This window comes from Arthrobacter sp. AB6, assembly GCF_031844545.1.
Taxonomy (GTDB): domain Bacteria; phylum Actinomycetota; class Actinomycetes; order Actinomycetales; family Micrococcaceae; genus Arthrobacter.
Genome location: NZ_JAUZVL010000003.1, coordinates 131,258 through 144,456, shown reverse-complemented (window position 1 = coordinate 144,456; position 13,199 = coordinate 131,258). Strand labels below are relative to the sequence as shown.

Here is a 13,199-nt window from a genome sequence, read left to right as displayed (position 1 = left end):
CATGACGTCCTACCGCCATGACCCGCGGCTCAACCTTCCCGGCACCCCCGTGGAAGTCCGAAAAGCAACATGACCAGCGGCGATCTCCGTCCCGTCTACTTTCTCTCGGACAGTACCGGCATCACTGCGGAAACGCTCGGCAATACACTGCTGACGCAGTTCCCCGTGAACAATTTCGACCGCATAACAATCCCGTTCATCACCAGTGCGGGGCAGGCGCGTTCCGTCGTCGAGACTATCGACGGCTTCGCTGCCAAGGGCCTCCAGCCCATTGTCTTTTCCACGGCCGTCAACAGCGAAATACGGCAGATCCTTGGCACGTGCCAGGGAATCGTCGTGGACCTCATCGGGACCCATATTGGCGTCCTGGAAAAGGGGCTCGGCACGCTGGCCAGCGGGGAACCGGGCAGGGCGCACGGGCTGGGGAACGCTGCCCGTTACCAGTCAAGGATGGCCGCGGTCGAGTACGCCATGGAGCACGACGACGGCCAGAGCCTGCGCGCATTGGAGAAGGCACAGGTCATCCTGGTGGCCCCCTCCCGGTGCGGCAAGACGCCCACCACCATGTACCTGGCACTGCAGCACGGGATCTTCGCCGCCAACTTTCCCTTGGTGGACGAGGACTTTGAACGGGAAGGACTGCCGAGACCGCTCAGGCCTTTTGTTTCGAAGTGTTTCGGCCTGACCACCAATCCGCTGCGGCTCAGCCAGGTCCGCACCGAACGGCGGCGCGGCTCCCCCTATGCTTCCCTGCGGCAATGCGGGTTCGAGCTGCGCAGCGCGGAGCGCTTGTATGAGTCCTACGGGATTCCGTACCTGAACTCGGCCAGCGTGTCCGTTGAGGAAATGGCGGCGACCATCCTCCAGAAAATGAACCTCAAACATTAGGGAAAAGTTTCACAATCCGAGTGTGGCGCACGTCATGTGGCAGGACTTTTAGAGACCTGCCACTGTTGACAGGAACTGTGCGCATCTGCCCGCTTCCGCCATGCGCGGATGCGGGTGCCACGCGCGACCCTCTGCAAAGGAGCAGCAACTATGACAACAGACATCCTGTGGTTCTCCGAACTCGGGCTCAAGGACCTGGACCGGGTGGGCGGGAAAAACGCCTCCCTGGGCGAAATGGTGCAGAACCTGACCTCTGCCGGCGTACAGGTACCGGACGGTTTTGCCACCACCGCTGATGCCTACCGCCGCTTCCTGGCCGACTCAGGCCTGGACCAGAAGATCGCGGACAGGCTGGTAGGCCTGGACACTGACGATGTGACGGCCTTGGCCGCAGCCGGCCAGGAGATCCGGTCCCTGGTGCGCGGGACGCCTTTCCTCCCGGACTTCGAAGAACAGATCCGGAACTCCTACCAGCAGCTGGTCGAGAAGCACGGCGGCTCCGCCGACCTCTCCTGGGCGGTGCGGTCCAGTGCCACCGCTGAAGATCTCCCGGACGCCTCCTTCGCCGGGCAGCAGGAAACCTTCCTGAACGTCCGCGGCATCGAGAACATCCTGCAGGCCATCAAGGACGTCTTCGCCTCCCTGTACAACGACCGGGCCATTGCCTACCGCGTGCACCACAAGTTCGAGCACGCCGACGTGGCACTTTCGGCCGGCATCCAGCGGATGGTGCGCTCAGACGTCGGATCCTCCGGCGTCATGTTCACCATGGACACCGAATCGGGCTTCCAGGACGCCGTTTTTGTCACCTCCTCCTACGGCCTGGGCGAAGCCGTCGTCCAGGGCGCCGTGAACCCGGACGAGTTCTACGTGTACAAGCCCGCCCTGGCAGCGGGCCGCCCCGCAATCCTCAAGCGCGGCCTGGGCGAGAAAGCCCTCCAGATGACGTACACGAACAGCCAGGAAGTCGGCCGCACCATTGACTTCGTCCCGGTTGAGGCTGCGCTGCGGAACCGTTTCAGCCTCACGGACGACGACGTCGAGCAGCTCGCCCGGCACGCCGTCGCCATTGAGAAGCATTACGGCCGGCCCATGGACATTGAGTGGGGCAAGGACGGCATTGACGGCGGCCTGTACATCCTGCAGGCACGCCCGGAGACCGTGCAGTCCCGCCGTGCGCCCGGCAGCCAGACCCGGTTCCGCCTCAACGAGACCGGTCCGGTGCTCGCCGAAGGCCGCGCCATCGGCCAGCGCATCGGCGCCGGCAGCGTCCGCATCCTCACCGCCATCGACCAAATGGCCGCGTTCCAGACGGGTGACGTCCTCGTCGCGGACATGACCGATCCCGACTGGGAACCGATCATGAAGCGTGCCTCCGCCATCGTCACAAACCGCGGCGGACGGACCTGCCACGCGGCCATCATCGCCCGCGAGCTCGGGATCCCCGCGGTTGTGGGAACCGGGCACGCCACCGATGCGCTGGCAGACGGCGTCGAGGTCACCGTGTCCTGTGCCGACGGCGAGACTGGGGTCATCTACCAAGGGCTGCTGGACTTCAGCGTTGAGGAAACGGGAATCACCCAGCTGCCCGAGGCGCCGGTGAAGGTGATGATGAATGTGGGAACGCCGGAGCAGGCGTTTACCTTTGCCCAGCTGCCCAACCACGGCGTGGGCCTTGCCCGCCTCGAATTCATCATCAACCGCCAGATCGGCATCCACCCCAAGGCCTTGTTGAACCTCGAGGACCAGGCGCCGGACGTAGCCGATGTAATCCGGGAACGGATCGCCGCCTATGAAAACCCGCGCGACTACTACATCAAGCGCCTGGCCGAGGGCGTGGCCACCATTGCAGCTGCCTTTGCGCCTGAGCCTGTCATCGTCCGCATGTCCGACTTCAAATCCAACGAGTACGCCAACCTCATCGGCGGGCCCGCCTACGAACCGCATGAAGAAAACCCGATGCTCGGTTTCCGCGGCGCTTCACGCTACCTAGAGCCCTCGTTCCGGGACTGCTTCGACCTCGAGTGCGAGGCCCTGTCCTTCGTCCGCAACGAGATGGGCCTGACCAACGTCAAGCTCATGATCCCCTTCGTGCGGACCTTGGACGAGGCCCGGGGCGTTATCGACCTCCTCGCCGAGAACGGGCTGCGGCGCGGCGAAAATGGCCTTGAGGTCATCATGATGTGCGAACTGCCGTCCAACGCGCTTCTGGCGGACGAGTTCCTGGACTACTTCGACGGTTTCTCCATCGGTTCCAATGACATGACCCAGCTGACCCTGGGGCTTGACCGGGATTCCGCGGTGGTGGCCGAGGGCTTCGATGAGCGCGATCCTGCTGTGAAGAAGCTGTTGGCAATGGCAATCCGGGCCTGCAGGGAGCGCGGCAAGTATGTCGGTATCTGTGGCCAGGGCCCCAGCGACCACCCTGACCTGGCTGAGTGGCTGGTTGACCAGGGCATCGAATCTGTCTCCCTCAACCCGGACACCGTGGTGGACACCTGGATCAGGCTTGCTGAAAGCAGGCAACTGGCCACCCAGGGCTGAGGGACCTTCGGCACTTCCGCTCCTGCCAGGTTGAGTCAAAGCTGTTCGCAGGGCCCGTGCCGCGGGTCCTGCGAACGGCGGCCTTGGAGGGAAGGATGAAACTGATCATCGGAGAAATCGTGATCGCCGCTCCGATCGAGGCGGTCTTCGATTTCGTGGCGGACGAACGCAACGAGCCCCTCTACAACCCAAACATGGTGCAGGTGGAGAAGCTCACGCCCGGGCCCATTGGGCTCCGGACCCGGTACGCCGCCGTCATGAAGGGGCGGCGCCGCACCCGCGTGACCATCGAATGCACGGGGTTCAGCCGTCCCCGTTCGCTGAAGTCGCACAGCCGGACCGCCGGCATGGACATCGCCGGCGAACTGACTTTCGCCCCGCAGGGAAACCAGTGCAGGCTTCGCTGGGTCTGGAGGCTGGAGCCGCACGGTCCGCTGCGGCTCCTGGGGCCCCTGGTCCGGGCCGTCGGCAACCGCCGGGAACAAGCCAACTGGCTGGCGCTGAAGAAATACCTCGAGCTGCGCCAGCCTGCCGGGAAAGCCTAGGATCATGGGCATGACACAGCCGGGACCGAACACCGAGGTCCTCACGGAAGCAGAGTGCTGGGAGTACCTGCGCTCCTCCTACATTGGCAGGCTGGCGGTCATCAACGGGAGCACCCCCGAAATCTTTCCCGTGAACATCGTGACAGCAGAGCGGGCACTCTACTTTCGGACTGCCCCTGGCACCAAGCTGCGCTCCTTGCTCGCAGGGGCCGCTGTGGCGCTGGAGACGGACGGGCTGAACGCATACAGCACCGAGGTGTGGAGCGTGGTAGTCAAGGGCAGTCCCGAGCCCGTGGAAGACGGCGCCTTGCCCCTGGAGCTTGCGGACCCGGACCGTGAACCCTGGGAGCCAGGCCTCAAGGAGCATCTGGTGCGGCTCAACCCCACCGAGGTCACGGGACGCAGGTTCGCTGTCCACACGCGGACGCGGTGGTGGCCGCCGCTGGATTTCTCGGCGGACTGGACGTAGCGGCATCAAATTGTTTGCCGGCATCGGAGCCTTTCCTGCCGGGTGCTGTTAGCGTGAAGGACCGGCCAATGAAGGAGGAGCGATGACTATCAATTCACCCGATTCACTGCCTGAAGACGAACCGCAGGAGGGCGCGGCCGCGGCCCGGGAAAAGGGCGACGGCGGTGTTCCCGGCAGCAGCGATGGCGTGGGGATCGGATCGGACGCCGAGCCCAACACCTTTGAGCCCGAGGAAGACACTGACTCAACGCAGGGGCCGGAAAGCGACTAACGTGTGGCAGGCAGCTCGTTCATTTCCTGCCGTCGCTGACACGCCGTGCGCCGCTTGATTCACGCGGGATGAGCGTGGGCATGGATTTCCGAAGCGGCGGTTCCGTGCCCGGCTCAACAATGAGGTCAATCGCGGTCCTGGCGATTTGGTCCAAGGGAACGTGGACGGACGTCAGGGGCGTCGGGAGCCTTGCGGCCAGGGGAGTGTCGTTGTAGCCCACCAGTGCCAGGTCCGCCCCGATCTTCAGGTCATGCCTGTGGGCGGCGGCCATGACGCCCATGGCAAGGTTGTCGTTTGCCGCGAAAATCGCGGTGGGGCGGGGTTCATGCCCCAGGAGCGCTTCACCCGCGCTGAAGCCGTTTTCGATGCCGTAGCCGCCGGTGATGATCCAGTCCTCGCGGGCCGTCAGGTGCGCTTCGGTCAGGGCCTTACGGGCTCCGGCCAGGCGGGCGATTCCCGATGAAGTGAACGACGGTCCGGTGACCACCGCAATGTCGCTGTGTCCAAGGTCGATGAGGTGCCTGACCGCGAGGTAGCCTCCCACCTCGTCATCCCCGAGGGCGGAGGGGCTGACGCCGTCCGTCCGGAGCACCAGGGCGTGCGCTACCTTCCGCTCCCGTAGGCTGCGCGGAAGTTCGTCGTCGAGCCGTGCCGTGGCCAGGATCAGGCCGTCCACATTCCGGTCCAGAAGTGTTTCGGCCGCGCGGCGTTCGTCGTTGGGGTCGTCGCCGCTGGTGGCCACCATCGCGAAATAACCGCGGGACGACGCCGCCCGTTCGATTTCCTCAAACATGAGCGCCATGACGGTGTCGCTCAGGCGGGGGACGAGTACGCCGAGGGTCCTGGTTTCGCCGCGGCGGAGGCCGGACGCAAAGGAGTTCCGGCGGTACCCGAGCTCTTCCGCCACTTTCCTCACATGCGCCGCTGCGGCGGAGCGGGAAGCCGTACGTTCGTCCAGGGCGCGGCTGGCGGTGGAAATACTGACGCCGCTGGCTGCAGCGACGTCCCTGAGCGTGACGATCGTGCTGGATGCCACGGGCTCCATGGCGGTCCTCCTCTTCTACGGCAAGCGTGTAAAGACACTCTATTCCCCCTTTCTGCAAACGTTCTCTTGACAGCGCCCTGCGATGCGGGTCACAATGAAAACGTTCCCGCAAACGTTTTCAGATCAAGAAAACTGAAACCCCGGCGGGACTGCCGACCATCAAAGAAGACAGAGGTAGTGAAATGACCATCGATCTCCGCGGGCTGGTCCCCGCTCCCGTCACCCCCTTCAACCGCGACGGCAGCGTCGACGTCGACGCCATCCACCGGCTGGGCGGCTGGCTGGCTAGCGTCGAGGGCGTCAAGGGCCTGGTGGTCCTGGGCCACGCCGGTGAAGGCACCTTCCTGACCCAGGATGAGCAGGCCCTGGTGATCCGCGAATTCAAGAACGCGGTCAATGGCGAGATTCCTATCATCGCGGGCATCACCGGCGAGGGAAACACTGTTGCTGCCCTGGAGGCAAAGCGGGCCGTCGAGGCCGGCGCGTCCGCGGGCCTCGTTTACCCCTCGCACGGCTGGCTCCGGTTCGGCTACCAGAAGGGTGCGCCGCAGACCCGTTACAAGGAAATCTACGAGACCTCCGGCCTGCCGCTGATCCTCTTCCAGTACCCGGATGCCACCAAGGCCACCTACGACCTTGAAACCCAGCTGGAGATCGCCGGCCAGGAAGGTGTGTTCGCCACCAAGAACGGCGTCCGCAACATGAAACGCTGGGACACGGAAATCCCCGTGCTCCGCGCAACCTACCCGGACCTGCAGATCCTCACCTGCCATGACGAGTACCTGCTGCACACCATGTTTGACGTGGACGGCGCCCTGGTGGGTTACGGCGGACTCGCACCCGAACCGCTGGTGGAGCTCATCGCGGCCGGCAAGGCCAAGGACTACCAGGCGGCCCGTGCCATCCACGACCGCCTGCTGCCCGTCACCAAGAACGTGTACCACCGCGGTTCGCATATGGAAGGCACGGTGGCGCTCAAGGAGGGCCTCGTTGCCCGCGGAATCCTGGAGCACGCGACGGTCCGGCCTCCGCTGCTTCCGCTTGCTGAGGGCGCCGGCGACGAAATCGCCCTGGCCCTGAAGTCCGCAAACCTCGGCAGCGTCACGGCCACTGTCTGATCCATTTTCCTGGATCCCTTCGGGTGGCGGGCCATGGCCCGCCACCCGGTCCCCACTTTTTTACTCTCCACCCGGTCAATGACGACCCACAGCATTGCAGCTGTAGAAGGAGGACTCGCAGATGCGCGAGCAGAATAGGACCATCACCCATCCCGGACAGATGGAACAGCAGATGGCCACCCCGCACGTAAACCCCGCGCCCGCAGGAACGGGAAAGCGCCGTACCTTCCTTGGCTACCTCGCCCTGATGGGCCCGGCCTTTGTGGTGGGCGCCTGGCAGTTCGGCCCCGGTAACCTCACCACCGCCGTCCAGGCCGGCAGCCGTTTCGACTACAGCCTTGTCTGGGTCATCGCAGTCTCCACCATTCTCATGATCTTCTTTACGGACATGAGCGTCCGGCTGGGAATCGTTACGCCGACGTCGCTGATCACTTCCATCAAGGACCACCTTGGCAAGCCGGTGGGCGTCCTCGCGGGCTTTGGTGTCTTTGGCATCACCCTCATGTTTTCCGTAGGAAACGCAGTAGGGTCAGGACTGGGCCTGTCGATGGTCTTCGGCGGTTCTCCGGTGATCTGGACGGTCGTCTGCACGGCTGCCGTCGCGTTCGTCCTCGCTTTCCGCAATGTGTACGGCATCATCGAAAAGGCACTCCTGGTGATTGTTGCCCTGATGGCCGTCGCCTTCGTGGCGAGCGCCGTCGTCGCGCAGCCGGACTGGTACCGCTCCCTCGAAGGGATGGTGCCCTCGCTGCCCGTAGGCAGTGAAATCCTGGTAGTTGCCCTGGTGGGAACCAACTTCTCCATCAATGCCGCGTTCTACACCTCGTACGGCATCAAAGAACACCGGCGCACCCGCGCCGACTACCGGGACATCACCCTTGCGGATACCATTCCCGGCATCGTCGCCCCGGGCATCATGACCGCCCTGGTCATCCTGGTGGCAGCCGCCGTCCTTGGCAAGACCGGCGGGGAAGCAGGCTCCATCACCGCCCTCGCCTCCATCTTTGAGCCGCTCGCAGGCCCTGTCGGCTCCATGCTCTTCGCCCTGGGTCTATCCGGCGCTGCTTTCTCCTCCATGATCGCCAACGCCACTGCAGGCGGCACCATGCTCTCCGACGCCATGGGCAGGGGAGCCCACGCAGGATCACCTGCCGCGCGCATCGTCACCGGCATGATCCTCGCCTTTGGGCTGATCATTACACTCTCGTTCCAGTCCTCCCCGGTGGGGCTCATCGTCATCGCCCAGTCCTTGACCGTTCTGATTGCGCCCCTGCTGGGGGTCCTGCTGTTCATCATGAGCAACAAGGCCGCCGTTATGGGGGAACTCCGCAACCGCTGGTGGCAGAACCTTTTCGGCGCCATCGGCCTGATCACCATCATCGCGTCCTCCATCCGGCTCATCACACTTCTTCTGGGTTCGTAGGACTTCCGCACAGAACGCAGTGAATGAGTGCCCCGGTCGACATTCGGCCGGGGCACTCACGGGTTGTGAAGGTTCGATCAAGATTCGCGGTGAGCGAGACTCGCGCGGGGGCTCCGACCGTGCAGCCGAACCATTTAGTCATGGCGGCTCCGACGCATCTCCTAGCTGACCGTGCCGGGTTCGCGTGGCGGCCCGTTCTCCCTCGCCTTCGACAGCGTGAAGATCCCGTAGCGCATCGCACCGGTGCGGTACGCCAGGATCAGGCGGGGCAAGCCCAGAAACGAGCTGCGGTTGCGTGCGCGGAGGGCGAGGCGGCGGGTCTCGCGATCTACGAGCAAGGCCTTCACAAGTCGTAGGGTGCAGATCGTCCAGGTGCGCGCCACGCGGCGGCTGGCATCCTCATAGCCAGTGATCGCAAAGCCCGCCGCCGTTGCCATCGCCTCATACTCCTCGCGCGTACCCATTGAAGGCAGGCGCCCTTCGCGGCAGATCGGCTCAAGCAGGTGGCGAACCTTCCAGCCGCTGGCATCAGTCTCGGCGAGCCAAGCGCAGATGACGAAGCGGCTGCCGGGCGCCAGCACGCGGTGCGCCTCCGCGAAGAACCGGGCCTTATCGACCATGTGCTCGCTCGATTCGATCGCCCAGGCGGCATCGGCGGAGGCATCGGCCATCCCGTTGACGAGCCAGTCGCGGACTTGGATGTCCACAGCCGGTACGGGATGCGCATCGGCATAGCGGGCCTGTTCAGTTGACAGCGTGAAGCCGGTAACGCGGACCCCGCGTGTCACCGCAAACTGCCGTGCGGTGGAGCCATAGCCGCAGCCAATGTCGACGCACGCCTCGCCGGGCATGAGGCCCAGCCGATCGCCGACGGTGCCGACCAGCGCCTCGACGGCCTCGGCAGGCGTCTCCCGACCAGTCACCCATAGCCCGTGATGGACGTGATCGCCCCACACCCGGCGGTAAATGGGATCGAGCTCGTCGTAGTGGTCCGCGACCGCCGCGGCGCTCTGGGAAATATCGGGGACGATCACGCCATCACATTACAGCGGGTCAGTTGATGCCCGAGCGGCCGTGTGCCAGGCCTGTGGGGAAGCCGACCAGTATCGGTTCGGGTGTGGTGCAGCAGCCGCCGGTCTCCTCGGCTGCGGCCGCCGCTGGTCCGGCCTGCGCGGGGACGTCACAGCTGGTGCCGGCGTCGGTGGAGCAGACGCCGGTTTCCGGGAGTTCGAGCTGGACGGTGTCGGCGGCCTCCTGGTCGCCGGCAAGCGCGGCGACGACGGAGCGGACCTGTTCGTAGCCCGTGGCGAGGAGGAAGGTGGGTGCCCGGCCGTAGGACTTCATGCCGACGATGTAGAAGTCCTTGTCCGGGTGGGCCAGGAGCTTCGCGCCGTGGGGCGGGACTGTGCCGCAGGAGTGGAACTCGGGGTCGATAAGTGGACCGAGCCCGACGGGCGCTTCGACTGCGGGGTCCAGGTCGAGGCGCAGTTCGCGCAGGATGTCCAGGTCAGGGCGGAAACCGGTGCAGGGCACGACGACGTCGGCATCGAGGGTGCGGCCGTCGACGGCCTCGACCAACACGTGCGAGTCGAGATTCTTCAATGAGCTGATGCCGAAGCTGGTGTGGAGTTCGATTTTTCCTGCCTCCACGAGGCGTCGGACGCGGGCTCCGAGCTGGCCCCGTGCCGGCAGGCCGTCTGCGTCGCCGCCGCCGTAGGCCTTGTCCGCCGAAGCGCCGCGAACGGCCCAGAGGATCCGGGTATCCGGCTCTTCCCTGGCCAGGTCAGCGAGGCTGATGAGGGTGTTGGCGGCTGAGTGGCCAGCACCGACGACGAGGACGCGGCGGCGGGCGAACGAAGCGCGGTCCCGGCCGGTGACGTCCGGCAGCGGCGCGGAGATCCGGTCCGCTGCCGCGTCTTCACCGACGGCGGGAAGGCCTGAGGTGCCCAGCGGGTTGCGGCGGGACCATGTGCCGGATGCGTCGATGACGCCGGACACGGTGTGGTCGCGGGTCTCGCCGCTGCTGCGTTCGACGCGGACGGTGAAGGGCGTTGTGTCCCGGTTTCGGCTGTGGGTTTTGTCCAGCCCCTGCCGGGTGACGGCGATGACTCGCGCGCCGGTTTGCAGCCGTGAGGCGATCTGCGGCAGTGCGGCCAGGGGTGCGAGGTAGTTGTCGACGAGTTCGCCGCCGTAGGGGAGTGCGGTGGGGCGGGGCGCTTCCCATCCTGCCGATTCGAGCAGGCGGAGGGCGGCGGCGTCGAGGTTGAACCGCCAGGGTGAGAACAGCCGGATGTGGCGCCACTGCTCGATGGCAGCGCCCGCCGTCGTTTCTGCTTCGAAGACCAGCGGTTCCAGTCCGCGCTCAAGCAGGTGGGCGGCGGCGGCCAGCCCGACGGGTCCTGCGCCGATCACGGCAACCGGCAGGTTCGTCGTCGAATCCATGTGTCCTCTTTTGTTCTCAGTGGCCTCCCCAACTAGGTAGCGCTAAGTGTCGTTATGGGCCGTCAAAACGACACTTAGCGCTACCTAGTTGGGATGGATGGGGTTTGGGGTGGGGGCGGCGGTGGGCGGGGCGTGTCAGGCGTGGGTTGGTTCTTCGACGAGGGCGGTGGCGATGCTGTCTGCGTCTTCGAGTGCTGCGAGGTAGCGTTCGGCGTCGAGGGCTGCGGCGCAGCCGGTGCCGGCGGCTGTGATGGCCTGGCGGTAGCGGTGGTCCACGGCGTCGCCGCAGGCGAAGACGCCGGTGAGGTTGGTGACGGTGGTGGGGGCGTCGACCTTGATGTACCCCTCCTCGTCCAGGTCCACCTGTCCGGCCACCAGTTCGGTGCGGGGGACGTGGCCGATGGCGACGAAGATTCCGGTGGCGGCCTGGTGGCGGGTTTCGCCGGTGCGGGTGTCCGTCAGGGTGACGCCGGTGACCTTGGTAGCGCCGTGGATGGCGGTGACGGCGGAGTTCCAGGCGAAGCTGATCTTGGGGTTGTCCTTGGCCCGTTGGGCCATGATGCGGGAGGCGCGCAGTTCGTCTTTGCGGACGACGACGGTGACGGACTTGCCGAAACGGGTCAGGAACATGGCCTCTTCCATGGCCGAGTCGCCGCCGCCCACCACAATGATGTCCTGGTCGCGGAAGAAGAACCCGTCGCAGGTGGCGCACCAGGACACGCCGTGGCCGCTGAGCTTCTTCTCTTCGGGCAGGCCGAGTTCCTTGTAGGCGGAGCCGGTGGCGAGGATGACGGCGGGCGCCTCATGCACGTCGCCGCCGCCGGTGACCACGCGCTTGAGATGGCCCGTCAGCGTAACCTCCGTGACGTCGTCGAACACCACCCGGGCGCCGAACTTTTCCGCCTGTTCCTGCAGCCCGTCCATGAGTTCCGGGCCCTGGATGCCGCCGGGGAAGCCGGGGAAGTTTTCGACCTCGGTGGTGTTCATCAGGGCACCTCCAGCGGTGACCGAGCCGGCGAGGACCAGGGGCTTGAGCCCGGCGCGGGCGGCGTAGATCGCGGCGGTGTAGCCGGCGGGGCCGGAACCGACGATGATCAGCTGTTCAGCCTTGGCGGCTGCCGGGGTTTCGTTGGTGCTGCTCACGGGTGTCTCTCCTGGTGTCCGGGACGGGTTATTTGGCGGCCGGGATGAGGGATTCGATCAGGCCCTCGATGCGGGTTTTGATCTGGTCGCGGATGGGGCGGACGGATTCGACGCCCTTGCCGGCGGGGTCCTCGAGGACCCAGTCCTCGTAACGCTTGCCGGGGAAGTAGGGGCATTCGTCGCCGCAGCCCATGGTGATGACGACGTCGGATTCCTTTACGGCCTCCGTGGTGAGGACCTTGGGGACCTCGGCGGACATGTCGATGCCCACCTCAGCCATGGCCTCCACGGCGGACGGGTTGATTTTGTCTGCGGGCTGGGACCCGGCGGAGCGGACCTCGATGGCGCCCTTGGAAAGGCTGGTGAGGAAGGCTGCGGCCATCTGGGAGCGGCCGGCGTTGTGGACGCAGACGAACAGGACGGACGGCTTCTTGGCGGTTTCGGTGCTCACTGGTGTTCTCCTGGAATCAGTTGGGTGTTTCGGTCTGGTTGAAGTCGTCACGCCCTACATCCTGAACATATTGATGCTGATCGATGTATGGAGTATCCGACGATTGATTGATGGTTGTCAATATTTAGTGTGGCGCGGTCTTGGAATGGGCCGTGTCAGGCGGCATAAAGCCGGGGAGCGAGGCCGTGGATGCGGTGCGAAATGTCATTGAAGGCAACCTCAAAGGCTTCCGGGGTGTTGAGTCGGAGCGGATCCGGGACGGACCAGTGGATCCCGCCGAGGTTGGCGAGTTCCTCGTGGGCGTTGTCGCAGACGGTGATCACGAAATCGCCGCCGGAGATCCCTTCCAGTTTCCGCGGCGGAACCTCGGGCAGCTCCACCCCATGGCGGCGGGCGACATCAATAGCGCCCTGGGCGATGCGGTCCGCCGGATGCGTCCCGGCCGAGGTGGGCGGGATATCACTGACCTGGCGCCAGAGGGCGGCGGCCATCTGGGAGCGGGCGCTGTTCCGCGTGCAGACAAACAGGAGCCGAGTGGCGTCATGTTCGACGCCGGGCGCGAGGCCTTCCAGCGCCCCTGCGGTGAGGCGGATATAGCTGCGACGTTTGTCCGCTTCGGAGCGGTGCCGGGTTACCAGGCCGGCGCTTTCCAGGGCCCGCACGTGGTGCGACAGCAGGTTGGATGGCATGCCCAGTTCAGCCTGGAGTTCCGTGGGGGAGAAGTCGCCGAGGGTCAGCAGGTCGACGATGCGCAGCCGCGCAGGGTCGGCCAGGGCTGCGTGCTTGGCTACGCGCGCCTGGAAAGCGGACGCTGGGTCAGTTCTCATTGAGTCAACTTTGACTGAGTAACTTTCTTGAGT

At 65.3% G+C, this 13,199-nt stretch carries 13 protein-coding genes; 7 read left to right on the top strand and 6 right to left on the bottom strand.

Translation table 11 applies throughout. The features are described from left to right. Positions 1–69 precede the first annotated feature (69 nt). From Q9R30_RS03365 to Q9R30_RS03345, 5 genes are all read left to right on the top strand, one after another. Positions 70–888: a pyruvate, water dikinase regulatory protein gene (locus Q9R30_RS03365; protein ID WP_104999212.1), complete on the top strand. Its 819-nt coding sequence runs from the start codon at positions 70–72 to the stop codon at positions 886–888. Between the two features lie 150 nt (positions 889–1,038). After that, the gene (gene ppsA, locus Q9R30_RS03360; protein ID WP_104999211.1) at positions 1,039–3,432 is read left to right on the top strand and encodes a phosphoenolpyruvate synthase; all 2,394 of its coding nucleotides are present in this window, start codon (positions 1,039–1,041) and stop codon (positions 3,430–3,432) included. A gap of 95 nt (positions 3,433–3,527) precedes the next feature. Further along, positions 3,528–3,977: an SRPBCC family protein gene (locus Q9R30_RS03355; protein ID WP_311216785.1), complete on the top strand. Its 450-nt coding sequence runs from the start codon at positions 3,528–3,530 to the stop codon at positions 3,975–3,977. A gap of 10 nt (positions 3,978–3,987) precedes the next feature. Beyond that, a complete protein-coding gene (locus tag Q9R30_RS03350) occupies positions 3,988–4,446 on the top strand; it encodes a pyridoxamine 5'-phosphate oxidase family protein (protein WP_396136686.1) in 459 nt (152 codons plus the stop codon). A gap of 82 nt (positions 4,447–4,528) precedes the next feature. Continuing rightward, positions 4,529–4,717, top strand: a complete 189-nt coding sequence (locus Q9R30_RS03345) for a hypothetical protein (RefSeq protein ID WP_311216784.1) — start codon at positions 4,529–4,531, stop codon at positions 4,715–4,717. 19 nt (positions 4,718–4,736) lie between these two features. Here Q9R30_RS03345 and Q9R30_RS03340 read toward each other — a convergent pair whose 3' ends face one another. Further along, on the bottom strand, positions 4,737–5,762 hold the full coding sequence (locus Q9R30_RS03340; protein WP_311216783.1) for a LacI family DNA-binding transcriptional regulator: 1,026 nt from the start codon (positions 5,760–5,762) through the stop codon (positions 4,737–4,739). Between the two features lie 182 nt (positions 5,763–5,944). Between Q9R30_RS03340 and Q9R30_RS03335 the strand changes: the two genes are divergently transcribed. Further along, on the top strand, positions 5,945–6,880 hold the full coding sequence (locus Q9R30_RS03335; protein ID WP_104999206.1) for a dihydrodipicolinate synthase family protein: 936 nt from the start codon (positions 5,945–5,947) through the stop codon (positions 6,878–6,880). Between the two features lie 121 nt (positions 6,881–7,001). Continuing rightward, positions 7,002–8,303 carry an Nramp family divalent metal transporter gene (locus Q9R30_RS03330; RefSeq protein ID WP_311216782.1) on the top strand — a complete coding sequence of 434 codons (1,302 nt, stop codon included), beginning with the start codon at positions 7,002–7,004 and terminating at the stop codon, positions 8,301–8,303. Positions 8,304–8,464: 161 nt separating this feature from the next. Here the strand turns inward: Q9R30_RS03330 and Q9R30_RS03325 are convergent, their stop codons facing one another. From Q9R30_RS03325 to Q9R30_RS03305, 5 genes are all read right to left on the bottom strand, one after another. Further along, positions 8,465–9,337, bottom strand: coding sequence for a class I SAM-dependent methyltransferase (locus Q9R30_RS03325; protein WP_311216781.1), 873 nt, complete (start codon positions 9,335–9,337; stop codon positions 8,465–8,467). A 19-nt stretch (positions 9,338–9,356) separates the two neighbouring features. Next, on the bottom strand, positions 9,357–10,745 hold the full coding sequence (locus Q9R30_RS03320) for an FAD-dependent oxidoreductase (RefSeq protein WP_311216780.1): 1,389 nt from the start codon (positions 10,743–10,745) through the stop codon (positions 9,357–9,359). Positions 10,746–10,880: 135 nt separating this feature from the next. Beyond that, complete coding sequence (trxB, locus tag Q9R30_RS03315; RefSeq protein ID WP_311216779.1) at positions 10,881–11,888, bottom strand: thioredoxin-disulfide reductase; 1,008 nt, start codon at positions 11,886–11,888, stop codon at positions 10,881–10,883. A 28-nt stretch (positions 11,889–11,916) separates the two neighbouring features. Next, on the bottom strand, positions 11,917–12,339 hold the full coding sequence (locus Q9R30_RS03310) for an arsenate reductase ArsC (RefSeq protein ID WP_104999201.1): 423 nt from the start codon (positions 12,337–12,339) through the stop codon (positions 11,917–11,919). A gap of 155 nt (positions 12,340–12,494) precedes the next feature. After that, entirely contained in the window at positions 12,495–13,166 is a 672-nt protein-coding gene (locus Q9R30_RS03305; RefSeq protein ID WP_311216778.1) for a helix-turn-helix domain-containing protein, read from the bottom strand. Positions 13,167–13,199 lie beyond the last annotated feature (33 nt).

Coding starts and splice junctions, on each gene's coding strand:
- Q9R30_RS03365 (WP_104999212.1), top strand. CDS start 70: ATGACCAGCGGCGATCTCCGTCCCGTCTACTTTCTCTCGGACAGTACC.
- ppsA (WP_104999211.1), top strand. CDS start 1,039: ATGACAACAGACATCCTGTGGTTCTCCGAACTCGGGCTCAAGGACCTG.
- Q9R30_RS03355 (WP_311216785.1), top strand. CDS start 3,528: ATGAAACTGATCATCGGAGAAATCGTGATCGCCGCTCCGATCGAGGCG.
- Q9R30_RS03350 (WP_396136686.1), top strand. CDS start 3,988: ATGACACAGCCGGGACCGAACACCGAGGTCCTCACGGAAGCAGAGTGC.
- Q9R30_RS03345 (WP_311216784.1), top strand. CDS start 4,529: ATGACTATCAATTCACCCGATTCACTGCCTGAAGACGAACCGCAGGAG.
- Q9R30_RS03340 (WP_311216783.1), bottom strand. CDS start 5,762: ATGGAGCCCGTGGCATCCAGCACGATCGTCACGCTCAGGGACGTCGCT.
- Q9R30_RS03335 (WP_104999206.1), top strand. CDS start 5,945: ATGACCATCGATCTCCGCGGGCTGGTCCCCGCTCCCGTCACCCCCTTC.
- Q9R30_RS03330 (WP_311216782.1), top strand. CDS start 7,002: ATGCGCGAGCAGAATAGGACCATCACCCATCCCGGACAGATGGAACAG.
- Q9R30_RS03320 (WP_311216780.1), bottom strand. CDS start 10,745: ATGGATTCGACGACGAACCTGCCGGTTGCCGTGATCGGCGCAGGACCC.
- Q9R30_RS03305 (WP_311216778.1), bottom strand. CDS start 13,166: ATGAGAACTGACCCAGCGTCCGCTTTCCAGGCGCGCGTAGCCAAGCAC.